Annotated in this window: 26 protein-coding genes; 15 read left to right on the top strand and 11 right to left on the bottom strand. The window is 71.3% G+C overall.

Annotated elements, in window-relative coordinates; genetic code table 11:
• Positions 1-356: 356 nt before the first annotated feature.
• The 3 genes from serB to ACRWK8_RS22785 all read right to left on the bottom strand — a co-directional run bounded on the left by serB (position 357) and on the right by ACRWK8_RS22785 (position 3,255).
• The gene (gene serB / locus ACRWK8_RS22795) at positions 357-1,568 is read right to left on the bottom strand and encodes a phosphoserine phosphatase SerB (RefSeq protein ID WP_378747538.1); all 1,212 of its coding nucleotides are present in this window, start codon (positions 1,566-1,568) and stop codon (positions 357-359) included.
• A gap of 90 nt (positions 1,569-1,658) precedes the next feature.
• Entirely contained in the window at positions 1,659-2,315 is a 657-nt protein-coding gene (locus ACRWK8_RS22790; RefSeq protein WP_431872787.1) for a DUF1707 SHOCT-like domain-containing protein, read from the bottom strand.
• Between the two features lie 175 nt (positions 2,316-2,490).
• Complete coding sequence (locus tag ACRWK8_RS22785; RefSeq protein ID WP_431872785.1) at positions 2,491-3,255, bottom strand: Rv1486c family protein; 765 nt, start codon at positions 3,253-3,255, stop codon at positions 2,491-2,493.
• 55 nt (positions 3,256-3,310) lie between these two features.
• On the opposite strand from ACRWK8_RS22785, the gene ACRWK8_RS22780 reads away from it, so the two are divergent.
• The 3 genes from ACRWK8_RS22780 to ACRWK8_RS22770 all read left to right on the top strand — a co-directional run bounded on the left by ACRWK8_RS22780 (position 3,311) and on the right by ACRWK8_RS22770 (position 6,219).
• Positions 3,311-4,096 carry an ABC transporter ATP-binding protein gene (locus tag ACRWK8_RS22780; RefSeq protein ID WP_378747820.1) on the top strand — a complete coding sequence of 262 codons (786 nt, stop codon included), beginning with the start codon at positions 3,311-3,313 and terminating at the stop codon, positions 4,094-4,096.
• A gap of 274 nt (positions 4,097-4,370) precedes the next feature.
• Positions 4,371-5,297, top strand: coding sequence for an SPFH domain-containing protein (locus tag ACRWK8_RS22775; protein WP_378747552.1), 927 nt, complete (start codon positions 4,371-4,373; stop codon positions 5,295-5,297).
• A gap of 163 nt (positions 5,298-5,460) precedes the next feature.
• Entirely contained in the window at positions 5,461-6,219 is a 759-nt protein-coding gene (locus ACRWK8_RS22770; protein ID WP_378747555.1) for a sulfite exporter TauE/SafE family protein, read from the top strand.
• A 44-nt stretch (positions 6,220-6,263) separates the two neighbouring features.
• Here the strand turns inward: ACRWK8_RS22770 and ACRWK8_RS22765 are convergent, their stop codons facing one another.
• The 3 genes from ACRWK8_RS22765 to ACRWK8_RS22755 form a co-directional block, all read right to left on the bottom strand.
• On the bottom strand, positions 6,264-6,887 hold the full coding sequence (locus tag ACRWK8_RS22765; RefSeq protein ID WP_431872782.1) for an HD domain-containing protein: 624 nt from the start codon (positions 6,885-6,887) through the stop codon (positions 6,264-6,266).
• A 204-nt stretch (positions 6,888-7,091) separates the two neighbouring features.
• The gene (locus ACRWK8_RS22760) at positions 7,092-7,976 is read right to left on the bottom strand and encodes an alpha/beta hydrolase family protein (RefSeq protein ID WP_431872780.1); all 885 of its coding nucleotides are present in this window, start codon (positions 7,974-7,976) and stop codon (positions 7,092-7,094) included.
• Positions 7,970-8,560, bottom strand: a complete 591-nt coding sequence (locus tag ACRWK8_RS22755) for a TetR/AcrR family transcriptional regulator (RefSeq protein WP_378747827.1) — start codon at positions 8,558-8,560, stop codon at positions 7,970-7,972. Before ACRWK8_RS22755 ends, ACRWK8_RS22760 begins: the two co-directional genes overlap by 7 nt.
• Before the next feature lie 462 nt (positions 8,561-9,022).
• On the opposite strand from ACRWK8_RS22755, the gene ACRWK8_RS22750 reads away from it, so the two are divergent.
• On the top strand, positions 9,023-10,483 hold the full coding sequence (locus tag ACRWK8_RS22750; RefSeq protein ID WP_431872778.1) for an aldehyde dehydrogenase (NADP(+)): 1,461 nt from the start codon (positions 9,023-9,025) through the stop codon (positions 10,481-10,483).
• Positions 10,484-10,714: 231 nt separating this feature from the next.
• Here ACRWK8_RS22750 and ACRWK8_RS22745 read toward each other — a convergent pair whose 3' ends face one another.
• Complete coding sequence (locus tag ACRWK8_RS22745; protein ID WP_431872776.1) at positions 10,715-11,344, bottom strand: hypothetical protein; 630 nt, start codon at positions 11,342-11,344, stop codon at positions 10,715-10,717.
• A gap of 164 nt (positions 11,345-11,508) precedes the next feature.
• Here ACRWK8_RS22745 and add point away from each other — a divergent pair, with 164 nt between their 5' ends.
• On the top strand, positions 11,509-12,537 hold the full coding sequence (add, locus tag ACRWK8_RS22740) for an adenosine deaminase (RefSeq protein ID WP_378747576.1): 1,029 nt from the start codon (positions 11,509-11,511) through the stop codon (positions 12,535-12,537).
• 41 nt (positions 12,538-12,578) lie between these two features.
• On the opposite strand, the gene ACRWK8_RS22735 is transcribed toward add, so the two are convergent.
• Positions 12,579-13,751 (bottom strand): DUF418 domain-containing protein, encoded by a 1,173-nt coding sequence (locus tag ACRWK8_RS22735; protein WP_431872774.1) that lies wholly within the window; start codon positions 13,749-13,751, stop codon positions 12,579-12,581.
• 279 nt (positions 13,752-14,030) lie between these two features.
• On the opposite strand from ACRWK8_RS22735, the gene ACRWK8_RS22730 reads away from it, so the two are divergent.
• The 5 genes from ACRWK8_RS22730 (at position 14,031) to ACRWK8_RS22710 (ending at position 20,827) form a co-directional block, all read left to right on the top strand.
• Positions 14,031-15,176: a GntR family transcriptional regulator gene (locus ACRWK8_RS22730; RefSeq protein WP_378747590.1), complete on the top strand. Its 1,146-nt coding sequence runs from the start codon at positions 14,031-14,033 to the stop codon at positions 15,174-15,176.
• Positions 15,177-15,323: 147 nt separating this feature from the next.
• Positions 15,324-17,306, top strand: a complete 1,983-nt coding sequence (locus ACRWK8_RS22725; protein ID WP_378747594.1) for an APC family permease — start codon at positions 15,324-15,326, stop codon at positions 17,304-17,306.
• A gap of 555 nt (positions 17,307-17,861) precedes the next feature.
• Positions 17,862-18,899, top strand: coding sequence for a chaplin family protein (locus ACRWK8_RS22720; RefSeq protein WP_431872771.1), 1,038 nt, complete (start codon positions 17,862-17,864; stop codon positions 18,897-18,899).
• Positions 18,900-19,121: 222 nt separating this feature from the next.
• Positions 19,122-19,976 carry an SURF1 family cytochrome oxidase biogenesis protein gene (locus ACRWK8_RS22715; RefSeq protein WP_378747604.1) on the top strand — a complete coding sequence of 285 codons (855 nt, stop codon included), beginning with the start codon at positions 19,122-19,124 and terminating at the stop codon, positions 19,974-19,976.
• A gap of 26 nt (positions 19,977-20,002) precedes the next feature.
• Positions 20,003-20,827, top strand: coding sequence for a class I SAM-dependent methyltransferase (locus ACRWK8_RS22710; protein ID WP_431872769.1), 825 nt, complete (start codon positions 20,003-20,005; stop codon positions 20,825-20,827).
• Between the two features lie 12 nt (positions 20,828-20,839).
• On the opposite strand, the gene ACRWK8_RS22705 is transcribed toward ACRWK8_RS22710, so the two are convergent.
• Positions 20,840-21,037: a hypothetical protein gene (locus ACRWK8_RS22705; protein WP_431872767.1), complete on the bottom strand. Its 198-nt coding sequence runs from the start codon at positions 21,035-21,037 to the stop codon at positions 20,840-20,842.
• Between the two features lie 63 nt (positions 21,038-21,100).
• On the bottom strand, positions 21,101-21,292 hold the full coding sequence (locus ACRWK8_RS22700; protein WP_431872765.1) for a hypothetical protein: 192 nt from the start codon (positions 21,290-21,292) through the stop codon (positions 21,101-21,103).
• 195 nt (positions 21,293-21,487) lie between these two features.
• On the opposite strand from ACRWK8_RS22700, the gene ACRWK8_RS22695 reads away from it, so the two are divergent.
• The 4 genes from ACRWK8_RS22695 (at position 21,488) to ACRWK8_RS22680 (ending at position 24,217) form a co-directional block, all read left to right on the top strand.
• Positions 21,488-22,312: a TIGR02452 family protein gene (locus ACRWK8_RS22695; protein WP_431872763.1), complete on the top strand. Its 825-nt coding sequence runs from the start codon at positions 21,488-21,490 to the stop codon at positions 22,310-22,312.
• A complete protein-coding gene (locus tag ACRWK8_RS22690) occupies positions 22,293-22,778 on the top strand; it encodes a GNAT family N-acetyltransferase (protein WP_352388698.1) in 486 nt (161 codons plus the stop codon). The genes ACRWK8_RS22695 and ACRWK8_RS22690 overlap by 20 nt, the downstream gene beginning before the upstream one ends.
• 157 nt (positions 22,779-22,935) lie before the next feature.
• Positions 22,936-23,187, top strand: a complete 252-nt coding sequence (locus ACRWK8_RS22685) for a Smr/MutS family protein (protein WP_049577193.1) — start codon at positions 22,936-22,938, stop codon at positions 23,185-23,187.
• Between the two features lie 118 nt (positions 23,188-23,305).
• Complete coding sequence (locus ACRWK8_RS22680; RefSeq protein ID WP_431872760.1) at positions 23,306-24,217, top strand: MerR family transcriptional regulator; 912 nt, start codon at positions 23,306-23,308, stop codon at positions 24,215-24,217.
• Between the two features lie 88 nt (positions 24,218-24,305).
• Here the strand turns inward: ACRWK8_RS22680 and ACRWK8_RS22675 are convergent, their stop codons facing one another.
• Positions 24,306-25,616: a tetratricopeptide repeat protein gene (locus ACRWK8_RS22675; protein WP_431872758.1), complete on the bottom strand. Its 1,311-nt coding sequence runs from the start codon at positions 25,614-25,616 to the stop codon at positions 24,306-24,308.
• Between the two features lie 180 nt (positions 25,617-25,796).
• Between ACRWK8_RS22675 and ACRWK8_RS22670 the strand changes: the two genes are divergently transcribed.
• On the top strand, positions 25,797-26,039 hold the full coding sequence (locus ACRWK8_RS22670; protein WP_431872756.1) for a hypothetical protein: 243 nt from the start codon (positions 25,797-25,799) through the stop codon (positions 26,037-26,039).
• Positions 26,040-26,050 lie beyond the last annotated feature (11 nt).

The following is a 26,050-nucleotide window of genomic DNA, read 5'->3' as shown; positions in this document are numbered from 1 at the left end:
GGTCCACTTGGTGGGTTCTTCCTCTTCCCTCTTTTTGTTGCCTGTGTTTGTGCGTTTGTGAATGTTGGTGTGGGCAGCCGTCTGTGGGCGCAGGCGTGGGTTCCCCCGGTATTGAGGTTAGGCGCTTGGGGTGGGGGCTGTCAGGGGCGGCCACGGGAGGGCTGTGGACAACTCGACACCTGGCCCGGGAGTCTGAGCGTTCGCGCGGCTTGACGAGCGCGCTGGGGTGTGTGCGAAGCCCTGCCTCCAGGTAGGAGGACCTCAAGCACCGGGGTTGTGGCGGTGCGGTGGGGTTGCTCTGGGGATCAAGGACCCCCGGGGCCCTTGGTCGGGCGTCCCGGGGGTCCTTGCAGAGGTCAGCCGTGGAGGTCGGCGGCCTCGATCTCCTCGCGTGTGATGCCCAGGATGAAGGCGATGGTGTCCAGATAGGGCACGTTCACCGAGGTGTCCGCCTGCTGGCGCACCACCGGCTTCGCGTTGAAGGCCACGCCCAGACCGGCGGTCTGGAGCATGTCCAGGTCGTTGGCGCCGTCGCCTACGGCGACGGTCTGCTCCAGGGGGACGCCCGCCTCCTCGGCGAAGCGCTGGAGCGTGGTGGCCTTGCCCTTGCGGTCGATGATGGGGCCGAGGAGTTCGCCGGTGAGCTCGCCGTCGACGATCTCCAGGGTGTTGGCGGCCGAGTAGTCCAGGCCGAGCCGTTCCACCAGCACGTCGGTGATCTGGGTGAAGCCGCCGCTCACGATGCCGCACTCGTAGCCGAGGCGCTTCAGGGTCCGGACCAGGGTGCGGGCACCCGGGGTCAGCTGGATCTCGTCCCGGACCAGGTCGATGGCGGAGGCGTCCAGCCCCTTGAGGAGGGCCACGCGGCGGCGGAGCGACTCCTCGAAGTCGAGCTCTCCGCGCATCGCCTCCTCCGTCACCCGGGCCACCTCCTCCTCACAGCCGGCGTGGGCCGCGAGGAGCTCGATGACCTCGCCCTGGATGAGGGTCGAGTCGACGTCCATGACGATGAGGTGCTTGCCGCGGCGGTGCAGCCCGCTGGACTGCACGGCGACGTCCACGCCCTGGGTGGCGGACTCCATGGCCAGCTCCGCGCGGAGCTGGTCCGGGTTGCCTCCGGAGATCTCCATCTCCACGGAGGTCACCGGGTACCCGGAGAGCCGTTCGATCCGGTCGATGTTGGCGCCGGACCGGGCCACGCACGAGGTGATGGCGCCGAGGGCCCCGGGGCGCAGGGGCGCGGCGAGTACGGTGACGTGGAGCCGCTCCGAGGCGAACTCGTTCACGCGCCCGTTGCCGCCGCCGTACTCGACCTCCATGTCGAGGTCGATCGCGGTCTTGTCCAGGGCGGAGCGGATCTCCTCGAAGACCCGCTGTCCGCTGACCCCGGGGGCGACCCGCTGGTCGACCTCCAGGACCGCACCCAGGACGAGGCGGCCGCCCAGGACGACCTGCTCCAGGTCGACGAGGGTGACGGGAAAGACGGAGAGGGTGCTCAGAAGGCGTGCGCTGATGCCAGGGCGATCGCGCCCGGTCATCGTGACCAACAACGTGGATTCATCACTCATGGCACCACCCACGGTACTCGGCCGTGGGGCGGAAGTGACGGGCAGGGTCCGGGGTTTTCGCAGCTAGTTCACTATGTGGACACCCCGCGCTCACTTGTCGCGGCGGCCCTTGCGCTTCTTCTTGACCTTTTTGGCCTTCACGTCCACCCCGCCGAGCATGCAGGTCCCGGTCAGACGCACGACCGGCGCGTTCGGATCCGTCACCTGGTCCGTTCCGTGGAGGTCCGTGCCGCCCAGGATCGCTGAGGTGTTGTTGATCACCCGGACCCCGTGGGGCACCGTGATGTCCACTCCGCCCATGATGACGGCGACCTGGATGGTGACCTCGTGCTGGCTCAGCACCGCCTCGCGCAGGTCCAGTTCCACCCCGCCGCAGAGTACCGACACGTTGGTCCGGGGCTCCACCAGCCACCGGCCGCGTCGCTCGCAGCCGCCGAAGACCGCCACGAGGTTCTCCGAGCCCTTGCTCTGTCCGGCCAGGTCGCGGGCCTCGCTGCCGAGGATCTCCATGCCGCTGTCCGGGTCGCTGCGGTCCAGGGAGGTGAAGCCGGGGTGGGCGACGCCTCCGGGTCCGGGCAGGTCGGAGGTGATCGGGGCCAGCTCCCCGATGGTCTTGGCCCGGTACAGGGTGTCCAGCCGTTCCTCGTGTTCCACGGGCGAGAGCCGCCCCTCGGCGAGGGCCTCGCGGAGCCGTTCGGCAACCTGGTCCCGGTCCGCGTCCGAAGCTCGGATGTGCTCGGGTTGCATGATGACGGCTCTCCTCCTCGGTGGGTCGGCCACGAACGGCCTCTCCCCTCCAGTATCGGTCCGAACGGTCCCGCGGTGGATCAGGTGAATCCCCTGGCTTCACCCCGAGAAAACCCGGCGCACCCCCCAGGGTCCATCCGCCGGGGCCTGGCGCGTGTCTTCCGGCACGGCCCGTCTACGGTCGGCCCCGCCCGTGGTCGAGGGCGGCGTGGGCGGCCACGAGTGCGCGGCGGGCCGCGGCGTCGAGGTCGCGCAGGGCACGGGCCCGTGCGTCGGCCTGGTGGGCGTTGAGGCCGCGCCCCGATCCCGGCTCGGCCAGTTCCACGATCTTCGAGAGCCGTACCGCCTGCGCGGCGACCCGGTGCGCCCGCGCCGGGTAGCCGTGGGCGAGGAGCGGGGCTCCCGTGTCGCCCAGCTCCCCGTGCACGGTGGGCGAGAACCCGACCACGTCGTTCACGGACTCCATCTCCTGGACGACCCGGAGCAGGGTCAGCTTCATCTGCTGCTCGGCCTCGGCCAGGCCGGGTACCTGGGGATCGGTCGCGTTCGCCGGATACGGGGTCCACGAGACCCCCACGTAGGATGAACCACGCCGATCGATGGTGGGCACCAGTCCCACCTGGCGTTCGGCGAGCCGCACCAGCACCCCCTCCTGTGCCTCGATGGCGGCCCGGTTGAGTTCGGCCGGTCCCACCAGACCGAACGGGTCACCCCAGGTGGGCAGCGCCAGCCGGAACCCGGACAGTCCCAGTCCACGCAGGTGGACCAGTGTCGTCCGGAGCGGTACGCCGCCGTCGAACGGCAGGTCGCCTGGGGGTACTGTCCCGATCAGGTTGGGGCCGCTCCGGCGCTCGACGGCGTCGACGGCGTCGTCCAACCCGACGTGGCCGGACAGCCAGGCGTTGCCCCAGGCGACGAGCGGTGCGGACGTCAGATGCATTACTTCAGGGTAGGGCGGCCCGTGCACCGGCGTGGGACGTGACGATAGGAGGATGATGGACGGGCGTGTTCTGGGCCTGAACGGGGTCACGGTACGACGGGGCGGCGAGAGCCTCATCGAGGGCGTCGACTGGTCGGTGCTGGAGGGCGAGCGCTGGGTGGTGCTCGGCCCGAACGGCGCGGGCAAGACCACCCTGTTGAACGTGGCCTCCAGCCAGCTGTTCCCCACGGAGGGCCGGGTGGAGATCCTGGGGGAGCGCCTCGGCGGGGTGGACGTGTTCGAGCTGCGTCCGCTGATCGGCTACGCGGGGGCCTCCGTGTCCGGCCGGATCGAGCGGGGGACGCCGGTCCTGGACCTGGTCGTCAGTGCCGCCTACGGCTACCTGGGTCGGTTCCGTGAGGAGTACGGGACCCCCGACTACGGGCGGGCGCGCGCCCTGCTCGGCCACTGGGGTGTGGCCGACCTGGCCGAACGGGACTTCCACACCCTCTCCGAGGGGGAGCGCAAACGGGTGCTGATCGCCCGGGCGCTGATGGCCGACCCGGAGCTGCTGCTCCTGGACGAGCCCGCGGCCGGTCTGGACCTGGGCGGCCGTGAGGACCTGGTGCGTCGGCTGAGCAAGCTGGCGGCCAACGAGACGGCGCCCGCGCTGGTGGTGGTCTCCCACCATGTCGAGGAGATCCCGCCGAGCTTCACGCACGGGCTGCTGCTCCGTGACGGACGGGTCGTGCAGGCCGGTCCGCTGGACGAGGTCATGAGCGCGGAGAACCTGAGTGAGACCTTCGGGCTGCCGTTGAAGGTGGAGCGGGACGGCGACCGGTGGACGGCGAAGGCCGCCTAGGAAATAGGGGACGTTTATATGCGCGGAATGTATTGTCCGTAAAACCTATTTCCGTCCGGATGTGGTCGGCCCGGAGGGGTATGGGGTAGCGTCAACGTTCAGTGAGCGGATCGCTCTATTTCGGCGCGCTTGGAGCTTCCCCCGGGGCGAGCCGCGAGGGTGCGGCGGTCCGCTCCCACGCTGCCTGCCACCCCCGTCAGGAGATCCGGAGCTGCCGCAGATGCCGCTGTTGAACACCATTACCCGGTTCGACGTCGGGAGGGTGGGTTAACCCATGGCCCCGATCATCATCGTCGTACTCTTCGTCGCCGTACTTCTGATCATCTTCTGGCGAAGCGTGCGTATCGTGCCGCACTCGATGGAGGACGTCGTCGAGCGCTTCGGTAAGTTCCACCGAACGCTCAGTTCCGGCTTCAACATCGTGATTCCCGGTGTGGACCAGGTCCGCGAACGGATCGACCGCCGAGTCCAGGTGGTCAGCTTCCCGCCGCAGTCCGCCATCACCGAGGACAACCTCGCGGTTGAGGTCGACTCCGCGGTCTACATCCGGGTCGTCGACGCCTACCGCGCCACCTACGAGGTCGCCAACTTCATCCAGGCCGTCGAGCAGCTCACGCTCGCGACCCTGCGCAACGTGATCGGTGGCATGAACCTGGAGGGCACGCTCACCTCCCGGGACCAGATCAACCGCGAGCTCAAGACCGTCCTGGACGAGGCCACGCGCGACTGGGGCATCGAGATCAGCCGGATCGAGCTCAAGGGCATCGAGCCGCCGTCCTCCGTGCAGGAGGCGATGGAGATGCAGATGCGCGCCGACCGCGAGAAGCGCGCCCAGCTGCTCAGCGCCGAGGGTGAGAAGCAGGCCGCCGTCCTGCGGGCCGAGGGTGAGCGCTCCTCGTCCGTGCTGCGGGCGCAGGGTAGCGCCGAGGCGCAGATGCTCACCGCCAAGGCCGACGCGGACGCGCAGACCCTGCGTGCCCGGGGTGAGGCCGACGCCATCCACATGGTGTTCAAGGCGCTGCACACCAGCCGGGTCGACCCGGACGTGCTCGCCTACCAGTACCTCCAGAAGCTCCCGGAGATCGCCAAGGGCGACGCCAACAAGGTGTGGGTGGTCCCGGCGGAGATGGGCAAGGCGCTCCAGGGCGTCAGCACCGCCTTCGACCGCATCCAGAACGAGGTCGTGAAGCTCCCGAACTGAGCCGTTCGGACCACGCGGGCCCCGCCGACGCACGTTCGGCGGGGCCCGCGTGTGTTCCCGGTCACCCCGGCTCTCCAGCCCCGGTCCGAAGGCCGTCCGACGGGGTCTCGTAGTCTGTTCTGGCCCTCGACGGTCGGGGAGCGACGGATCGGGGGACGCCGCGATGGAACTCTGGGAGGCACTGGCCATCCTGCTCGCCGGTGTCGCCGCCGGCGGGATCAACGCCATCGCGGGTTCGGGGACGCTCTTCACGTTCCCGGTGCTGCTCGCGCTCGGCTACCCGCCGATCACCGCGACCGTGTCCAACAGCATCGGCCTGGCCCCCGGGACGCTCAGCGGCACCATCGCCTACCGGCGCGAGCTGGCGGGGCAGAAGTCGCGGCTGATCCGGTTCGGCACCATGTCCTTCTTCGGCGCGATGACCGGCGCGATGCTGCTCATTTACCTGCCCTCGGGCGTGTTCGAGTCCGTGGTGCCGTTCATGATCGGCGGCGCCTGCGTGCTGATCATCCTTCAGCCCCGGATCACCAAGTGGGTCCGGGCCCGCAGGCCCGCCTCCAAGAACGGCGGCGTCCTCATGCCGCTGGGCGCCTACGGGGCCGGTACCTACGGTGGCTACTTCGCCGCCGCGCAGGGCATCATCCTGGTCAGCCTGCTCGGTGCGACCCTGGACGACGACCTCCAGCGGCTGAACGCGCTGAAGAACGCCCTCGCCACCATCGCGAACTGCACGGCGGCGGTCTTCTACATCGTCCTCGCCTCGCCCGCCTGGCCCGTGGTGGGCCTGATCGCGGCCGGGACGATCGTCGGCGGCTACCTGGGTGCCAACTGGGGCCGGAAGCTCAGCCCGACCGCGCTGCGGATGGTTCTGGTCGTGGTCGGCCTGACGGCCGCCGTCCAGCTGCTCATGGGCCGGATCTGATCCCGGCCGGGCGCCTTCCGAAGCCGGTCAGCCCCTGAGGTGGCTCAGCCCTTGAAGTAGCCGCGCCGGTCGGCGTCGTCGATCAGCGCGGTGGCGTAGGCGCCCAGGGCCTCGGAGCCCTCGGAGACCAGCTTCACCTTCTCCAGGACCTGGGCCTTGGTGACGCCGAAGCGCACCCAGGCGCCGCCCTCGTTGTGCCAGTTGGCGAGCATGGGGGCCAGACGGTCGACGGCGCGGGCGAACCGCGCCTCCGGGGTGAGGCGGGCCTCGAACTCGTCCCACAGTTCGCGGGCGCGCGCGGCCTGGTCCTCGGGGAGGAGCGGGAAGAGACGGTCGGCGGCGGCGCGTTCGCGCTCGTCCTGCGTCTCGGTGTTGACCGGGTCGAAGAGGAAGGTGTCGCCCGCGTCGATCTCCACGATGTCGTGGATGAGGAGCATCTCGGCGGCGCGGTCGATGTCGGTGCCCTCGGGAGCGTACTCGGCGAAGGTTCGGGCGGACAGGGCCAGGTGCCAGGAGTGCTCTGCGGAGTTCTCCCGCCGGGACCCGTCCACCAGCAGGTTCTGCCGCAGGACGCGCTTGAGTTTGTCCACTTCGAGGATGAAGCGCAGCTGCGCGTTCAACCGCTCGTTGTCGACCCCGCTGGCCATGACCGGTGCCGGTTCCGTCACGTGGTTCGCCCTCCTGATGGATGAGTCGAAACGGATCAGGTGGGACCGCGGACGCGGTCGCCACTGGATGATCCCATGGAACGCGTACCGACTGTCGCGGCGGCGTCCGGGAGACGGACGCGGGGGAAGGTCGCGGGGTGGTGCGGGTGAACGCCGTCCGTCACCGTGTGCGTACGGGTGTGGCCGGGGGCGGGTCGGTCCCGGTCAGGGGCGCGTGGGTGCCTGGACCTGCCGTGGAGCGGTCAGGTGCAGGTGGAACCACTCGGTGAGGGCGCGGTCGGTGAGGACCCCGGCGGGGGTGAGCGGGCCCGGTTCAAGGCCGGGCTCGGGGCCGATCGCGTGGGCGAGGTCGGGGACCACGATGTGACGGAGCGCATGTTCGGGGGCGCGGTCGGTGCCCGAACGGGCGAGGGCGTCGTGCAGGGCGCGGCCGTGCTCGGGCGGCGAGACGTCGTCCAGGCCGCCGTTGACGATGAGGACGGGGACGCCGGTGCGGGAGAGCGTCTCGGCGTGCGCGGTCAGGTCCAGCCAGCTGCGGGCCTGGTGGGCCTGGGCGCTCCAGTGGTAGGGGACGCCGGTGCGGTGTTCGCGGGCGGCGACCAGGTGCGCGGGGTCCACGATGGGGTTGATGACCGCGGCGGCGCCCACCGGGAGGCGGTTCTCGGCCAGGGCCAGGAGGGCGGCGGTCGCTCCGGCGCCCACGCCGACCAGGCCCACGGGGGTGTCCGCCACCGGGAAGACGGCCCTGAGTTCGTCGGTGACGCGGGGCAGTTCGGCGGCGGCCTCCTCCACGATGGGGCCGAAGAGTTCGAGGAGGTAGTCCTGTTCTCCGCGCCGGTTGATCTCCGCGACGCCGCCCTCGGGCAGGCGGGCGCCGAACTCGGGGAGCCCGAGGTGGATCCGCCAGGCGGGGAGCGGCGCCATGGGGATCGCTCCGGCCAGGGCGGCCTGGCTGCGCGGCGGCTCGAAGGCGTGCAGGCCGACCACGAGGGGGGCCGGTGCCTGGGCGGCGCAGGCCGGGGGCAGGGCCAGGAAGGGGACACCCGCGACGGTGCCGGTGACGGGTGCGGTCGTGGTGTCGACTACCAAGAACGGTTGCCTCCGTCCGGTTCGGAGAAGTGGGACAGGTAGCTGCTGACCAGGCGCTTGGCCTCGTGGACCAGGGCGGGGTCGCCGTCGGGGTTGTCGCGGAAGGCGAGCTTGAGGACGGCGTCGGCGGCCTCGACGGCCACGTGGATGGCGCGGTCGAGCTCGGTGTCGTCGGGGATGCCGGTGACGGAGACGATGATCCGGCGCAGGCGCACCGAGATCACGCGGTTGTTGTCGCTGCCGCCGCTGAGGAGCCGGGGGTCGACGATGTCACCGAAGTGCAGGCTGCGGAAGCCCGGCACGTTGCGGTGCATGTCGATGTACTCGTCGATGATGGCGTCGACGGCGATGGTCCAGTGGGTGAACGAGGTGTCGGCCAGGCGTTCGGTGACCCGGGCGCCGAACTGGTCGAGGAAGCGGAGCCCGAGTGCCTGGGTGATGGCCTTCTTGTCCGGGAAGAACTGGTAGACGGAGCCGATGGCCACTCCGGCGCGTTCGGCGATCCGGGTGGTGGAGAGGTTGTCGTATCCGACCTCGTCGAGGAGGTCGGCGCAGCAGTCGAGCATGCGCTGGACCCGGACCATGCTGCGCTGTTGGGCCGGGAGCCTGCGCAGGGGTGCCTGCGCGAACGCGAGTTCGTCGTTGGCGACGCTGGAGGGCCCACGGCCCTCCCGCGTCGCGGCGGTCCCGTTGGTCGCACCGGGAGCCCGCCGTGCGCGAGGGGGCGTTGAGCTTCGGGAATTAGTCGTCACGAAACCTATGATGCCTTTCCGGAATCACCTGGTTCCGGGGAAATTCCAGTTTCGTTCGGAGGAACCTGGCGCGGGGGTGCGGGTGGGTCGTGGGGACGGTGTCCTCCCAGGTGGGGGCGGGTGGGCGGAGCTGGGATCCGAGTTGCCCCATTGGTCGGTTGTGTTCCCGGATGTCGCTTTGGGTAGTCGGGTTGTCGCGTCCCGAATGGCGCCGCCGTGCCCCGCGCGGGCACCCATGGCATCGTGGGGCCCGTGCCCGACGCCGCGCACGCACCCCTCCAGGAGGTTCTGGCCATGACCACCGCAGCCCCCGACACCACGCCCGAGGAACTCGACGCCGTGCTGGAGCGCGCGGCCGCCGCCGCACCGCTCCTCGCCGCCCTGCCCGCCTCCGAACGGGCCCGCGCTCTGCGGGCCGTGGCCGACGCCCTGGACGGCGCGGCCGACACCCTGGTCCCCGTCGCGATGGCCGAGGCCCACTACCCCGAGGCACGCTGCCGGGGTGAGCTGGGCCGGACCACCTTCCAGCTCCGCCTGTTCGCGGACGTCCTGGAGGAGGGCGAGTACCTGGAGGCGATGATCGACCCGGCCGACCCGGACTGGGGCACGCCCCGGCCGGACGTGCGGCGCCTGCTGGTGCCGCTGGGTCCGGTGGTGGTGTTCGGGGCCAGCAACTTCCCCTTCGCCTTCTCCACGGCCGGGGGCGACACCGCCTCCGCGCTGGCGGCCGGGTGCCCGGTGGTGGTCAAGGCGCACCCCGGCCACCCGGAGCTGGCCCGGCTCACGACGGAGCTGGTCGTGGCGGCGCTGGCCGAGTCCGAGGTGCCGGAGGGGGTGTTCGCCCTGGTGAACGGGTTCGAGGCGGGCAGGCGCGCGGTCACGCACCCGCTCACGCGGGCGGTCGGCTTCACCGGGTCCATCCCGGGCGGGCGCGCCCTGTACGACCTCGCCGTCTCACGTCCTGAGCCCATCCCCTTCTACGGGGAGCTCGGCAGCGTCAACCCGGTCTTCGTGACCCGCGCGGCGATGGCCGCCCGCGGTGCGGAGATCCTCGACGGGTACGCGGGTTCGGCCACGCTGGGCGCGGGCCAGTTCTGCACGAAGCCGGGGGTGGTGTTCGTCCCCGAGGGGGCCGACCTGGGCGCCCTGGTCGCCGACTTCGAGGGCCGGGCCGCGGCCCCGCTGCTCAACGACCGGGTGGCCGAGGGGTTCGCGCGGGGTGTGGACGCCCTGTCCGCCCATCCGGCGACGGAGGTGCTGGTCCGGGGCCGGGAGGGCGCCGAGGGATGGTCCCCGACGCTGCTGCGCACCGGGCTGGACTCCTTGCTGGAGCACTCCGAGGACCTTCTGACCGAGTGCTTCGGGCCCGCCACCCTCGTGGTCACCTACCCCGACGAACGGCGTCTGCTGGAGGTGGGCGGGGCCCTGCACGGCCAGCTCACCGTCACCGTCCACGGTGAGGAGGACGATCCGATGGCGCCGGCGCTCCTGGCGCTGGGCGCCTCCGTCGCCGGGCGGGTGATCTGGAACGGCTGGCCCACCGGGGTGGCGGTCACCCACGCGATGACCCACGGCGGCCCCTACCCGGCCACGACCGCCTCCGCGCACACCTCGGTGGGCAGCACCGCGATCCGCAGGTTCCTGCGGCCGGTCACCTACCAGTCGGTGCCGCAGCCGCTGCTGCCCCCGGAGCTGAGGGACGGCAACCCGAGGTCCGTCCCCCGGAGGGTGAACGGCGCTCTGCCGACGGAGTGAGCGCCCCCGCCCTCAGGTGAACGTGCCGGGCGGCGCTCCCGGGTGGTGGGCGGCACGCCCGTTCGGGAGCGACGCCCCGAGTGCCGCGCCCAGGTCTGTTCGAGAGCGGCCCCCGGCTCGCGCGCCGCAGGTCCGTCAGGAGCGACGTCCCTGCTTCCGTTCGTGAGCGGCGCCCGGGTGCTCGGCCGCACGTCACGCTCGGGAGCGACGCCCCTGCTCTCGCGCCGGACGTCAGGAGTGGGCGGACTCGTACCTGTCGCGGAAGGCCGTGATCCGGGAGTACCGGGCCATGGCGCGGCGGTGTGCGGGGACCACCAGCAGCACCAGCAGGACGGCGGGTGTGAGCTGGAACAGCATCGAGGGCGCGAAGTCCGGCCCGATGATCTCCGCGAGGGGCCGGACCGTCACGAAGGCCAGGATCACCAGCATCGGGGCGAGGTGGTGACGGGGGTCGCTCCCGTACCCCGTGTGGGTGGACATCCGGTGGGCCAGGCGGTTGGTCTCCGGGTCGGGCCCCAGCTCTCCCGAGGCCGCCTGGATCCGGGCCGTGGCGTAGCGGACCGGGTCGGTCTCGGCCACCTTCGGGAGGCTCCGGGCGTAGAGGCCGAGGAGGAGGGCGACCACCAGGGCGCCCACGAGCATCGCGCCCGCGACCCCGGCCAGCAGCCAGCCCGGCGCGCCGGTCGGGTCGGTCAGGCCGGGGGCGGCGGAGAGCAGGGCCAGGAGGGCGACGAAGGCCCCGGCGACGAGTCCGCCGCCGCCCGCGAAGGCGGCCGGATGGTGCGCGGCATGGATACGGACACGGGCGCCGAGGACCTGGGCGGCGGTGGGTCGGGGAAGGGCCGGGGGCCGCGCGTTCATCGTCTGCTCCTTCTGGGCTGCGGGGTGGCGTCCCAGAATCTACGCAGGTGGCGGCGGGTGGCACCATGCTCTTTGGTCAGGCTTCGGAGGTGGAGTTCCCCAACTTTCGTCAGGTTGTCGGCCTCCGGTGGCGACTGGTCGCGCCGGGCTCCTAGGTTGGCGCCATGGACCAGAACTCCGCGTCACGCCTCCGACCGCTCGTCCGCGATCTGCCCAAGGTCGAGCTGCACGTCCACCTTGAGGGTTCCATGCCCGCCGAGACCCTTTTCGAGCTCGCCGGGAGACACCGGGTGGAGGACCTCCCGGCCACCCTGGAGGAGCTCCGGGAGTGGTACGTCTTCACCGACTTCCCGCACTTCATCGAGGTGTACCTCGCCTCGGTGCGCACCCTGCGCGAGGAGGCCGACTTCGACCTGCTGGCGTCGGTGGTGGCCGAGCGCCTGGCCGCGCAGAACGTCCGCTACGCGGAGGTGCACGTGAGCCTGTACACGCACCTCATGCGCGGTGTCCCGGCGAAGGTGGTGTTCGACGGGATCGAGCACGCGCGGACGCGGGCGGAACGCGAGCACGGCATCCGGCTGCGGTGGATCCCGGACTTCCCGGTGGACTTCGGGGTGGAGTCGGCGGAGCGCACCCTGGACGCGGTGCTCAGGGAGGGGCCGCCCAGCGTGGTGGGGTTCGGGGTCGGCGGTGTGGAGGGCCCGCTCGGCCCGTTCGCGGACGTGTTCGGGCGGGCCCGCGCGGCCGGTCTGGCCAGCCTTCCGCACGCCGGTGAGCAGGCAGGTCCGGAGCGGGTCCGGGAGGCGCTGGACCTGCTGGGCGCCGAGCGGATCGGACACGGCATCGACGCGATGAAGGACCCGGCGCTCGTGGAGCGGATGGTGGACGCCCAGATCCCGGTGGACGTGAGCCCGACCTCCAACGTCCGCACCCGCGTCGTGGACCGGATCGAGGAGCACCCGCTGCCCGCCATGCTCGACGCGGGCCTGCTGGTGACCCTCAACAGCGACGACCCCACCCTGTTCGGCAGCGACCTGAGCGGTGAGTACGAGATCGCGCACGACCTGGTGGGCGCCGAGGGGCTGCTGCGGTTGGCCCGCAACGGCGTGCACGCCTCCTACCTGGGCGCGGCCCGCAGGCACGCGCTGCTGGCGGAGATCGACACGGTGGCCGAGCGGCACGGGGTGGCCTGAGCCGCGTCCGGGCCCGGGGAGCTCCCGGGCCCGGACCTCCCTCAGCGGGTGGGGCCGTAGGTGAGGCGGCGCAGTACCGTCTCGGCCGGGCCGCGCCGGCCCCGACGGCGCATGAGGTCCGCGAGGACCACGGTGACGGCCCACACGGCCACGGCGATGCCGACGGCGACGGCCGGGGACGTGAGCTGGAGGTGCAGGGTGTACGAGGAGAACAGCACCGTCCACGCCACCGACTGCGCCAGGTAGAAGGTCATGGAGCGCTGGCCCAGGGCGGACAGGGCGTTGGTCACCGGTCCGCGGCTGGCGTTGAGGCGGGTGGCGATCAGTGCGATGAGCGCCGCGTAGCCCAGGCCTCCCGCGTAGCCGGTCACCTGGTGCAGGGGCGAGATGATCAGGACGTCCAGCGGAGTGGGGTCGGTCCACACGCCGACCTTCGTGAGGGCGAGGGGGAGCCCGCCCAGCACGGCGAGCGGGACGCCGACGAACGCGGTCGCGCGGAGCAGGCGCAGGTGCTCCTGCGGCCTCTCCAGGACGCGGTGCCGGGCGGCGAGGACGCCGACCAGGAACGGGACCACGGTGCTGAGGAACATCAGCACGACGAGCACGGAGTAGAAGGTCAGCCGGAAGAGGAGCTCGTTCACGAAGCCGTCGGGCATCAGGAGGGTGCTCTGCCCGGTGACGGCGTCCCCGGCGGCCAGCAGGGCGTGGGCGGCGGCGGCCAGCGGCAGCCAGACCAGGGCCAGGATCACCAGGGTCCGGTCCCGGAACCGCAGCACCCCGACGAAGAGCAGCGCCACGATCCCGTAGACGCCCAGGATGTCCCCGAAGAAGAGCAGCGCGGCGTGGGCCACCCCGAAGACGACCAGCCAGAGACCGCGTCGGCGCAGCAGGCCCCGTGTGAGGCGCCACTCGTGGCCCTGTTCGGTCCGTCGGCGGTGGATCTGGGCGAGGCCGTAGCCGAACAGCGCCGCGAACATCGGGTACGCGCGCAGGTCCACGAACATGACCGTGCCGCCGGTGGCGATCCGGTCGAGCAGGGTCGTGGTGACCTCGGTGCCACCGATGAACAGGGTGAACAGGTGCGCGTGGGCGAGCGCGATGAGCAGGAGCATGATCCCGCGCGCCAGGTCCGGGGCCAGCGAGCGCCGGTCCGGCGGCAGCGGGCGGTCGGAGGTGTCCGGGGCGGGAGGGGCGGACGTGGACGGCTGGGCCATGGTGGTCTCCGGTGGGGTGGGGCGTCACGTTCGTGTGGACGATGTACACGCCGGGGTGGGAGGGTGTGGGGATCGGTGGGTAGTGCACCCGTGCGTACACAATAAACAAGAAAGCCGACCTGTCAAAACCCCCACTGGTCAGGGAATAAGGCAACGATGCACTAGTGCACCTGGGTGTGGTGGAAGGCGTGTCGGCCGTTGGTGCACCGTGGGCTGCGGCGTCTTCGTCGCGATGGTGCACTAGTACACTTGGGTCGCCCCTGGCCCGGTTCGGAGAGGATGACGATGGACACAGGAGACGGGCTCGCGCCCTACCGGCGGATCGTCGCCGACATCAGCGCGTGCATCGATTCCGGCGAGCTCGCGCCGGGGAGCCGGGTGCCCTCCACCCGGGAGATCACCCAGCAGTGGGGCGTGGCCATGGCCACCGCCACCAAGGCGCTCTCGACACTGCGCGGGGAGGGACGGGTGGAGGTGGTGCGCGGAGTCGGCACCATCGTCCGGAGGCCCGACGGACCCGAGCCCGAGCCCGAGCCCGAGCGCGGCCGGGGCCTCGGGCCCGAGCCCGACCCGGGGTCCGCACCCACCGCCGGGCGGGGCGTCGATCGAGGTGCCGAGCGGGGCGCCGGGCCCGCTCCCGCCGCAGAGCCCAGGACCGAGCGGGGACCGGGTCCTGACCCCGACCCGGCGTCCGAACCCGCGTCGGAGTCCGGCACGCGCGACCACCCCCGGTCCACCCCCGCCGTGGAACGCCGGGCCCAGCCCGAGTCGGCGCTGACCCGCGAGGGCATCGTCCTGGCCGCGATCGCCGTGGCCGACGCCGAGGGGCTCGAAGGCCTGTCCATGCGCCGGGTCTCGGTCGAGCTCGGGGTGAGCACCATGGCCCTGTACCGGCACGTCGCGAGCAAGGGCGAGCTGCTCACCGAGATGGTCGACCACCTCTACACGGTCCACGCCCTGGCCGAACCGCCGCCCGAGGACTGGCGGGAGGCCCTGGAGGTCGCCCTCGTGGCCGAGTGGGAGGTCTACCGCAGGCACTCCTGGGTCGCCCGGCTGACAGTGATGGCGGGCGGGGTCGTCACCCCGGCGCTCCTGCGGAACGGTGAGTGGATGATGCGGGTGATCGTCGCCCAGGGCCGCACCCCCGACGAGGCTCTGGAGATCCTCACCATCGTGTCCGCCTACAACTCCGGCATGGCGCTCCAGGCCACGCGGGTGGCACTGGAGGAGCACGAACACGACATGGACGCCGAGCACTGGTGGCGTTCCCGGGGGCCGCTGTTCCAGCGGTTCGCCGAGGAGGGGCGCTACCCCACCATGTTGAGCGTCTCCGGTCCACCCGACGTCGACTGCATGTTCGAGTCCGGGATGCGGCGCCTCCTGGACGGCCTCGCCCCCTGGATCGAGGGTACCGACGCGACCTGAACCGTCCGGGCTGGTCCGAGCGTCCGACACACCCGTGACCCGAACCCGAACCGGGCTGGTCCGGACCGTCCGACACACCCGTGACCTGACCCTCTTCGACCGTCCGCCCCCGCAGACTTGTGCGGTGAACGTGCGGTCGGGGGAGGCGTGTTGGAGCAGGACGCCACGCGGGACGGTTACCACTGGGAGGTCCCCTGCCGGGGGCGTCGGCGCGGGCGCTGGCCGGCGTCCCTCGGGCGGTGGATGACGGCCCACCAGGTGGACGACGTGGGCGGTCCCGGGTCCCGTCCGCGCACCGAACGCCAGCACCACTGGTGGCAGGTGATGTGTCTGACCGGCGTGGACTACTTCTCCACCCTGAGCTACCTCCCCAGCATCGCCATCCTCGCGGCCGGGGCGCTGTCGCCGGTCGCCACGCTGCTGATCGTGCTGCTCACCCTGTTCGGCATGCTGCCCATCTATCGTCGGGTGGCCGAGCGCAGCCCGCACGGCCAGGGTTCGGTGGCGATGCTGGCACACCTGCTGCCGGAGTGGCGGGGCAAGTTCCTGATCCTGTGCCTCCTGGGTTTCGTGGCGACCTCGTGGATCGTCACCATCACCCTGTCCACCGCCGACGCCACCGCGCACCTGGGGGCCAACCCCTACACGCCCCGGGTGCTGGCCGACCACCCGGTGCTGGTCACGTTGGTGCTCCTGGCGCTGCTGGGGGCGGTGTTCCTCGCGGGGTTCAAGGAGGCGGTCCGGCTGGCGATCCCCCTGGTCCTGATGTTCCTCCTGTTGAACCTGGTGGTCGTGGTGGCGGCTCTGTCCCACATCGCCGCGCACCCGGAGACCCTGGCCCAGTGGGAGGTGTCCGTGGTCGGGGACGGCTTCTGGCCGACCACCACCGTGGTGCTGCTCGCCTTCCCGCTGCTGGTCCTCGGGCTGTCGGGGTTCGAGACCGGTGTGAGCATGATGCCGCTGGTGCGTTCGGAGGGGGAGACGGCCGAGGAGCGGATGCGCTCGCGCGTCGCCAGCACCCGCAGGCTCCTCACCACCGCCGCCGTCATCATGAGCTTCTACCTGCTGGCGACGACGTTCGTCACCGGCGTGCTGGTCCCCCGCGAGGACGTGGAGGTCGGCGGTCCGGCCGCCGACCGGGTGATGGCCTACCTGGCGCACGACCTGCTGGGCCAGGGGTTCGGCACCGTCTACGACGTCTCCACGATCCTCATCCTCTGGTTCGCGGGGGCCTCCGCGATGGCCGGGCTGATCAACATCGTGCCGCGCTACCTGCCCCGGTTCGGGATGGCCCCGGCCTGGGGCACCGCCGTCCGGCCGGTGGTCCTGGTGTACACGGTCGTGACGATGGTGATCACGGTCGCCTTCGGCGCGAGCGTCGACTCGCAGGCCGGTGCGTACGCCACGGGCATCCTGGCGATGCTGGTGACCTCCGCCGTGGCGGTGACCATCATCGTGCACCGCAGGCGGGCGTGGCTGGCGACGACCGGGTTCGCGGTGCTGACCGCCGTGTTCGGCTTCGCCCTGGTGGACAACGTCGTGAGCCGCCCCGACGGGCTGGCCATCGCCCTGTTGTTCGTGTTGGCGATCATCGTGGTGTCGCTGGTCTCCCGGACCCTGCGCAGCACCGAGCTGCGCGCGCACTCGGTGGACCTGGACCCGACCGCGCTCCGGTTCGTCCGGGAGGCGGCCCGCCACGGCAAGATCCTGATGTTCGCGAACCGGCCGCGTTCGGGGGAGGCGGACGAGTACGCGGCGACCGAGGCGGAGCAGCACCGGCTCAACCCGGTGTCGCTGCGGGTCTCCCCCCTGTTCGTGGAGGTGCGTGTGCACCACCCCTCGGACTTCGAGGGGACGCTCGGCGTGCACGGGACCTGGATCCACGGGCACCGCGTGCTCAGGGTGAGCAGTCCGGCGGTGCCCAACGCGCTGGCGGCGGTGCTCCTGTGCGTGCGTGACGCCACGGGGAGCATTCCGCACTGCTACTTCGCCTGGTCGGAGTACTCGCCGATGCGGGCGTTCCTCCACTTCCTGGTGCTGGGCGCGGGTGGCACCGCCGGGTTCACGCGGGAGATCCTGCGGGAGAACGAGCCGGACGCCGACCGCCGACCCGTGGTGCACGTGAGCTGATCCCTGGGTCTCCGGGAGGGTCGCGAAAAGGCGGGACTATTCGGTCATAAAGTGCGAACTGCGTATCTGGGTGCGCAGGGTATGCGGCGTTGGATGGATGTCCGTAAACGAATCTACGAAGTCGGTTAGTTCCCTTTTGCGGGGCGGTTCCGCGTGTTCTTCCTTGGGAGATGTGGTGCGCATGGTGATCGAGTTTGCGCTCCGCGTGTTGGAACAAGCATCTCTGAACAGGCATAATGACTCTACGTAATATCCTATGGGCGTAGGGTGTTCATGATTCGCGGCAACATTTCCGGAATAGGCCTGCGCGGCCTCTTCGACTGCTAACGTTTCGGTCCGTTGGCAGTTCCGGTCGGAAAGAACTCCGTGATAACCGGGCCGCCACCCATGTCTTGAGCAAGCGGGCCACCCCGCCGTCCCGACGTCTTCGTGGACGGGTCCGCCGGCCGTGTGACCCGGGGCGACCGCGACGACGGCCGCCCGGTTCGGGCTCACGGCACCGCGCCGCTCGGCGCAACCCCTGGCAGCACCTCGTGAAAGGGTCCAAGCCGCACCATGCGAAACACGTTCCGTTACTCCTTCGCCACCGCACTGACCGCGGGGCTGGTCCTGGCGCCCTTCAGCGCCGCCTTCGCCGACACCTCCACCGACGGCTCCGGCGGTGTGCTCAGCGGCAACCAGGTCGTCGTCCCCGTCGACGTCGAGGCCAACCTGTGCGGCAACTCGCTCGCGGTGCTCGGCATCTCCCAGGCCACCTGCACCAAGGTCTCCGAGGTCCTCTACGAGAGCAGCGGCCAGGGCGCCGCCACCGACGGTTCCGGTGGTGTGGCCAGCGGCAACCAGATCGTCCTCCCGGTGGACGCCGCCGTGGACGCCTGCGGCAACTCCGTCGCCGTGGCCGGGATCTCCGAGGCCGAGTGCGTGGAGGTGGTCGAGGTCCTGGAGAAGGAGTCCGAGGACGCGCCCAGCACGATGAACACCGACGGCTCCGGCGGCGTGGCCAGCGGCAACCAGATCACCGTCCCGGTGGACACGGCCATCGAGATCTGCGGCAACTCCATCGCCGTCCTGGGCGCCTCCAGCGCGCAGTGCACCACGATCATCAACATCATCCACGCCTCCCCGGACAACGAGGGCGCCTCCACCGGGCCCGCCACGAGCGGTTCCGGCGGCGTGGCCAGCGGCAACCAGGTCTCGGTCCCGGTCAACGCGGCCGTCGACATCTGCGGCAACGCGGTGTCCGTGCTCGGCATCGCGGAGGCCTCCTGCGTGGAGACCATCTCCGAGAAGCCCGAGGAGCCGAAGGAGCCGGAGGAGTCCGAGAAGCCCGAGGAGCCGAAGACCCCCGAGGAGTCGGAGAAGCCCGAGGAGCCGAAGACCCCCGAGGAGTCGGAGAAGCCCAAGGTCCCGGAGAAGAACGAGGAGACGGACGAGAAGCCCGCTCCCCAGCAGGAGGCCGGTGAGGAGCTGGCGGTGACCGGCGGTGCCCTGGGTGGTCTCGTCGCCGCCGCTGTGGCCGCGATCGGCGCCGGTGGCGCCGGTCTGTACTTCGCCCGCAGGCGCAAGGCCACCGCCGCCGCCGACGACGAGTAGGCCCACCCGCCGGAGCACCTGCTCCGAGCACCGGCCCGGAGCACCGGGCCGGGGGCGCGCATCCAGCGCCCGACCCACGGGGTCGCCGGGAGACCGGCGGCCCCGTCCGCGTGGGCGGGCCGGAGGGGACGAGGCGGGACGGGTGGACCGCCCTGAGGCGGCCCCGTCCGCGTGGGCGGGGCCGGTGCGGGGCGGCCGGGAACGTCTCATAACCTCGAAGACGTGCTCAAAGTCCTGTTCTCCTCACGCATGCTGGCCTTCCACGCGCTGGTCGTGGTCCTGGTGCCCGCCTTCGTCTGGCTGGGGTTCTGGCAGCTGGACCGGGCCGAGACCCGCAGCGCCGCGGTCAACCTCCAACGGGACAACGTCGCCGCCGAGCCCGTGGCCGTGGACCAGCTCACCTCCGTGGGCGCGGACGTCCCACCCGAGGACCGCTGGCGCACCGTCGAGGCCACCGGCACCTGGGACCAGGAGCACGAGCTCCTGCTCCGCAACCGGGACGGCTCCCAGGGGGTCGGCTTCCACGTCCTCACCCCGCTGGTCACCGGGGACGGCACGGCCGTCCTGGTCAACCGGGGGTGGATCGAGCGCGGCGAGAACGCCCAGGACACCCCCGAGGCGCCCGCCGTCCCCGAGGGCGAGGTCCACGTGACCGGCCGCCTCCAGTTCGGGGAGACCGAGGAGAACACCGGGCTGCGCGAGCGCGGCGGCATGCCCGAGGGCCAGATCATGTTCGTGGACGTGGACCGGTTGGCCGAGGAGCTGCCGTACCCGATCTACGGCGGGTACGTGGAGCTCACCGACCAGGACCCGGTGCCCGAGGTGGCCCCCGAGCGGATCGCCCTGCGCGAGGAGAACACCGGGATGAGCGCGTCCTACGCCTTCCAGTGGTGGGTGTTCAGCGTCGTCGCGGTGGTGGGGTGGGTCGTCCTGATCCGCCGTGAGCTGCGCGACGCCCGCGAAGCCGACGCGAGGGGCCCGGGGAACGGGGAGACTGGTGACGCAAGCGCCCAGGACCCGGAGGGGCCCCGCGACCCGGTCGCACCGGCCCAGAGCGGTCGGCCGTCCCGGACCTGAGCCCCGACAGCGGCCCGAGGAGCGACGTGGACGATCAGAGGGACTACCCGGCTCCCGGCTGGGTGGAGCGGCGCGCGGTGCGGGGCGACGAGAGCGCCCGGGCCGGTCGGCTCTGGTGGGACGGCGCCGCCGACGCCTACCAGGCCGAACACGGTGACTTCCTGCGTGACGTGGGGTTCGTCTGGTCGCCCGAGGGCATGGACGAGGCCGATTTGCGGCTGCTCGGGGACCTGGACGGCGAGCGGGTCCTGGAGATCGGTTGCGGCGCCGGGCAGTGCGGCCGGTGGCTGCGGGCCCGGGGCGTGCGCGAGGTCGTGGGGTTCGACCTGGCCTGGCGGCAGCTCCAGCACTCCCGGAGGATCGACGAGCAGACCGGGTACCGGCTGCCCGCCGTGCAGGCCGACGCGCAGCGCATGCCGTTCGCCGCGGACTCCTTCGACGTCGTCTTCTCCTCGTTCGGGGCGTTCCCGTTCGTGCCCGCCGCCGAGACCGCGCTGGCCGAGGCCGGGCGGGTGCTCAGGCCCGGCGGGCGGTTCGTGTTCTCGGTGACGCACCCGATCCGGTGGTGCTTCCCGGACGACCCCACCGTGCACGGGATGACGGTCCGGCAGTCCTACTTCGACCGCCGCGCCTACGTGGAGGAGGACGACGAGGGCCGGGCGGTCTACGTGGAGCACCACCACACCGTGGGGGACTGGCTGCGGGGGATCGTGGCGGCCGGGCTGGAGCTCCGGGACATGGTCGAGCCGGAGTGGCCGGAGGAGAACGACCAGGTGTGGGGCGGCTGGGGGCCGGAGCGCGGCCGGATGATCCCCGGGACGGCGATCTTCTCGGCGGTCAAGCCGGGGTAGCCGCGCCCGCGTTCAGCCGCGCGGGTGCACCGGCGGGGCGGACCCGGGGACCTTCGGCCCCGGGACGAGGAGCCCGCCCTCATCGAAGGTCGGGGGCACGGCGACGCACTGGACCTCGTCCGAGTAGGTGATGCGCCCCGGCGAGGTGGTCCGCAGTTCCATCCAGCCGACGCCGTAGCGGTCGAGCAGGTCCAGATACGACTTGGTCATGTCCAGGAGATCCACCGAGGAGGATCTGAACCAGGCCCGGGCTCCGGGGTGCAGAACAGGGTCTTAGCAGTCGGGTTCGACCGTCGTCGGATCGGTGTACATCGAGTTCGCGCGGTCGTTCGCCGCGCGGTGCCAGGCGGCGTCCTCCGGTGACAGACCACCGCTGCGGGCCAGACCGTTCGCGAGGGCGAAGACCCCTGGAAACCGGCCACTGCGGTTGGGGGCCACGCTCTGGAAGCGCACGTAGACAGTCACGCGGAGCAGGTTAGCGAAGGGCCCTGCGCCTGACAGCCGCACAACGGTCCCAGGGGTCGCGTAGGCGTGGGCCGTCCGGCCGAGGACGCGGCGCTTCCTGTGGTGGTCTCGAAGATCTCCTGTGGCCCGGCCCGGAAATCCCTTGGGGGCGGTCGGGGTCGGGCGGTAGCTTCGGGGCTCTACGAGAGGAGCCGTGTGTCCCAGCGACTGCGTGAGGTGTGGAACCAGACCCGGGCCGCCTACGAGCGGGAGGACTACCGGGTCGACGGCGTTCGGGTGGATCTGTCCGGGCCCCTGGCTGCGATGCGCGCGGGCACGCGGCTCCACCTGCCCGAGGAGGTCGCGGAGCTGCCCGTCCCGGCGGCGGGGCGTGACACCCGCTTCGAGGTCACCGGGGAGAGCACCCTGGCGGCGGCGCGCAGGCTGGTCGCGGCGGAGCCGGGCCGGGTGGCGGCGCTGAACTTCGCCTCGGCCCGCAGGCCCGGGGGCGGGGTGGCCAACGGTGCGAAGGCCCAAGAGGAGAGCCTGGCCCGGTCCAGCGCGCTCTACGACTCGCTGATCCGCTGCCCCGAGTACTACGACCACCATGTGGCGGAGCGGAGTCTGCTCTACAGCGACCGGGTGATCTGGTCACCGAGCGTGCCGGTGTTCCGCGACGACCGCGCGGAATGGCTGCCGGAGCCGGTGCTGGTGGACTTCCTCACCGCGGCCGCGCCCAACCGGCGCATGGTCCAGCGCAACCAGCCCGAGCTCCTGCCGCTGGTGCCGCCCGCCCTGGACGTACGGGCCCGCGCGGTGCTGGCCGTGGCGGCCCATCACGGCACCACCCGGCTCGTGCTGGGCGCGTGGGGCTGCGGGGTGTTCGGCAACCGTCCCGAGGCGGTGGCCGCGGCGTTCGCCAAGCACCTGAGGGGGGAGTTCGCGGGGGTGTTCGATCGGGTGGTCTTCGCGGTGTTGGACCGGGACCCCGGGGTACGCAGACCCTTCGAGGAGGCCTTCGATGAACGCATGGAGCGGTGAGTTCGAGAGCCGTGGACCCGGCGGGGTCACGGTGCGGAACGCGGTGCCCGACGACCACGGGCGGATCATCGCCGTGTGCGACGACTGGTGGGGGAGGCCGGTCGCGCACATCCTGCCCCGGCTGTTCCTCGACCACTTCGGCGGGACGTCCCTGGCCGTCGAGGACGACGAGGGGATCGCTGGCTTCCTGGTGGGGTTCCGCAGCCCCGACCGGGCGGAGGAGGCCTACGTGCACTTCACCGGGGTGGCCCCGAGGCATCGGCGTTCGGGACTGGGCCGGGAGATGTACCGCCTGTTCACCGACGCCGCCCGGGCCGACGGGCGTTCCCTGGTGCGCGCGGTCACCTCGCCTTCCAACGAGCGCTCGATCGCGTTCCACCGGTCGCTCGGGTTCGCGGTGACCGGCCCGTTCGCGGACTACGACGGCCCCGGCGACGACCGGATGTGCTTCGCGCTCCAGCTCTAGGCTCGGGGTCGTGCCGCCACAGGGGGCGCCGCGCTTCGGGAGCGGGGCCTTGACGATTTCCGGCTGCTTGGTGAAGGTGGCGATGTGCGTGGGAGTCGGCGTAGGCAGGACAGCCGTCTCCCCGCACGTCATCCGGGCTGGCGGAGAAGGGGCGGGAGTGCGACTCAAGCTCGATTTGCACGACATCTTCAACAAGGGCACGAGCATCGACAAGGCCCTGAACGACATCATGGACGAGGCCGAACGGAAGCGGGCCAAGACCATCGAGATCATCCCGGGCAAGGGCTCGGGACAGTTGAAGAAGCGGGTGCTGCGCTTCCTCGACCGCAAGGACGTCAAGGCTCGTTACCACCGCGTCGAGAAGGACTCGAAGAACTTCGGTCGCCTGTTCGTCCACTTCAAGCACTGAGAGGTCCAACGGAGCGGCCAACCGGACCAAGTCGGCGGTGAGCAGGGGGTTGCACCTTCCGTAGCGGCATGTGGTCTGGTGGATTCACGCCCCGACCCCTGGAGAAAGGTCCCCGCTCATGCACGCGTCCTTCGTGCCACCCCGTCAGGTCAGGATCGGTGATGCGGCGGCCTTCGTCGGCACCACTCCACGGGCGATCCGTCACTACCACGAGATCGGCCTGCTCCCCGAGCCCGAGCGGGGCGTCGACGGCCGCCGCCGCTACGGGTACGAGGACATGATCCGCCTGCTGTGGATTCGCAGGATGGCCGACGCCGGGATCGCCCTGGAGGACATCCGCGACTCCTTCCAGACCGGTACGACCTCCGGCGGCGCCGAGGGTGGCGGCGGGGTCGCGGACGTCCTCGAGCGGTTGGAGGAGACCCTCACCGAGCGGGAGGCCGAACTGCGGCGGCAGCGGGCCGCCGTGGAGCGGATGCGCACCGAGGGCAGCCGGATGGGCCTGCTCTCCGACTTCGTCACTGATCGTCTCAGGAACCTGCCCGAGGGCACTCTGCGGCAGGCGGACCTGGACGCTCTGCTGGTCACGGAGCGGATCTTCGGCCCGCTCGGCGCGGCGGTCCAGGCCACCCGCTTCATCGCCCTGGCCACGCATCCCCCTCTGCGGGAGGACTCCGACCGCGTCGACGCCGCCGAGGAGGCGCTCGACGACGGGGTCGCCGTCGATGATCCTCGGGTGGCTCGGGTGGCCGCCGAACGGCACGCCTTCGAAAGCGCCCTGCACGCCGTCATCGAGGAGTCTGGCCTGGACGAGGACGACGATGCCCTCTTCGACGCCTGGGACGCTCTGCACCCCGATCCCGCTCACGACGGCGAGGACGAGGACGACCCCGGCTCGGGCAGGCGGGAGGAAGGCTCCATGAGCGCGGTCGAAGCTGTCGGCAAGATGCCCTACGACTTCTCCCCGGCCCGCCAACGCTGCATGGAACTGGCCTTGGAACTGTCCTTCCAGGGCTCGCCCGCCACCTGAGGCCCGCCCCAGGAGGACCCGGGGTGGGGCGGAGTTCGCGTCAGTGCCAGCCTCGATCCAGATGCGGCGGGGATCGCGTCCGGATTCCTCAGACTCCCAGCGCCTCAACGAGGTCCCCTGCGGCGGGGTGTCCGTCGAGGTCATCCACGAGGTGGAACAGCCGGGCGCGTGTGTTCGCCCGCAGGGACCCGGCCGGGACCGTCTCCAGGACACTCATCCCCAGAACGGAGGCGTTGCGCGGGTCCCTCCTGGTCGCGTAGGTGCGGGCGAGGATCGTCGTGGCCGCCGCCCACCCCGGCGAGCCCACGCGTTTCAACCGGATCGACGTCTCGGCGTGTCGGGCGGACTCGCTGGAGTCATGGTCGAGGAGGGCCTCGGCCAGGTGTTGGTGGAACTCGGCGCGGTCGAATCCGAACCGTCCTGGCTCCTCGCGGTCGGCTGCGTCCATGTGACGCCGCGCCGTGGTGATCGCGTCGTCGAGCCGTGCCCGATCCCCGAGGGCAGCCAACGGCCGAAGTCGGCACCACGCGGTGATCTGAGCACGCTGGAGGTCGTCGTCAGCGAACGCCTCCGCCTGGTGGGCGAGCTCCAGAGCCTCGGTGCGACGGTCCTGGGACATGGTGACCATGGACTGGGCGCCGAGCGCCCACGCGGCCAGGCGGCGTTCTCCCAGTTCCTCACCGACTCTCGCGGCGGTTCCGAAGTGGATGAGCGACGCGGGGACGTCACCGGTGTGGTGGCCGAGACTGCCCAGGAGGCCGGACAACCATCCGACGACCCGTCGCATGTCCATGGAGGTGGTGTTGCCGTTGATGAGCAGGGAGCGGCAGCGCGCGACTTCTGCTGCGAGCACCCGTGGTGGGTAGTCGCTGTATCGGGCCGCGTAGAACTCCACGGCGCGCTCAGCCAGATCGACCGTCCCGGCACCGGGGCCGTTCAGGGCGATGCTGTCGGCGACCGCGGTGAGGTCGGGGTAGGCGTCGGGCTGCATGGGGCCCTCCTGTCGCGGGTGCGGTGTGAGGTGACCGTACCAACCGGTGAGGCCTCTGAGCTGAGGGATACCCAAGCGTGCCGAGGGAACGCCGTAGATCCGGGCCAGCGCGTGACCGTATTCCGAGCTGGGGCGGGAGTTGCCGTGCTCCCACCGGCAGAGCATGGCGGTGGTCAGACCGGGCACGGCCAACCCGTCGGACTGGTACAGCTCACCGACGGCTTCGACGACATGGGGGCGCGACCATCCGTAGGCGAGTCTCCAGCCCTCCAACGGTGAGATGGGCAGGTGCCTGGTGATTTCGGCGTGGATCGCGGCCACGGGGGCGCCACGGCGCTGGAGGTCAGCGCGGATGCGGGAGGCGTCACGGGCGAGTTGAGCACGGGTCTGGCGGCTGACGGTGACCAATCCGGCTCCCGAAGGTCGGAATGTGGGGGGACCGCACGGTAACTCGGGGTGCGGTGTTCGGGCCATTGCCTCCGAAGGCAATGTTCGCTCACTCACGGTGGCATTGATGCGCTCGCGGTGTTGGCCGTTCCCTGGAAGCAGTCCCCCGGTGCCCAACCCGGGGGAGGGAAGGAGAGCGGCATGACAGTGGGCGACTGGCCCGACCGGTTCCCCGTCTCCGTCAACGACACCTACGGCGCCCCGTTCCTCATCGAGCAGGTCCCCAACACCACGGACAAGGTCCGAGCGCTCACGGACCACCGGGCGCCGATCGCCCTGTTCACCAAGGCGCCGTTCAACCCGACCTGCCGCACCAGGGCCCTCCCGCATGATGGCCGTCTCCGAGCACGGGTCCGCGTCCGCCTCCCCTTGGAGGAACACTGAACCCCCACGAC

Source organism: Nocardiopsis eucommiae (assembly GCF_965344335.1).
Lineage (GTDB): Bacteria > Actinomycetota > Actinomycetes > Streptosporangiales > Streptosporangiaceae > Nocardiopsis > Nocardiopsis eucommiae.
Note: the sequence above shows the minus strand (reverse complement) of the source record. Positions and strands in the feature narration are given on the sequence as shown.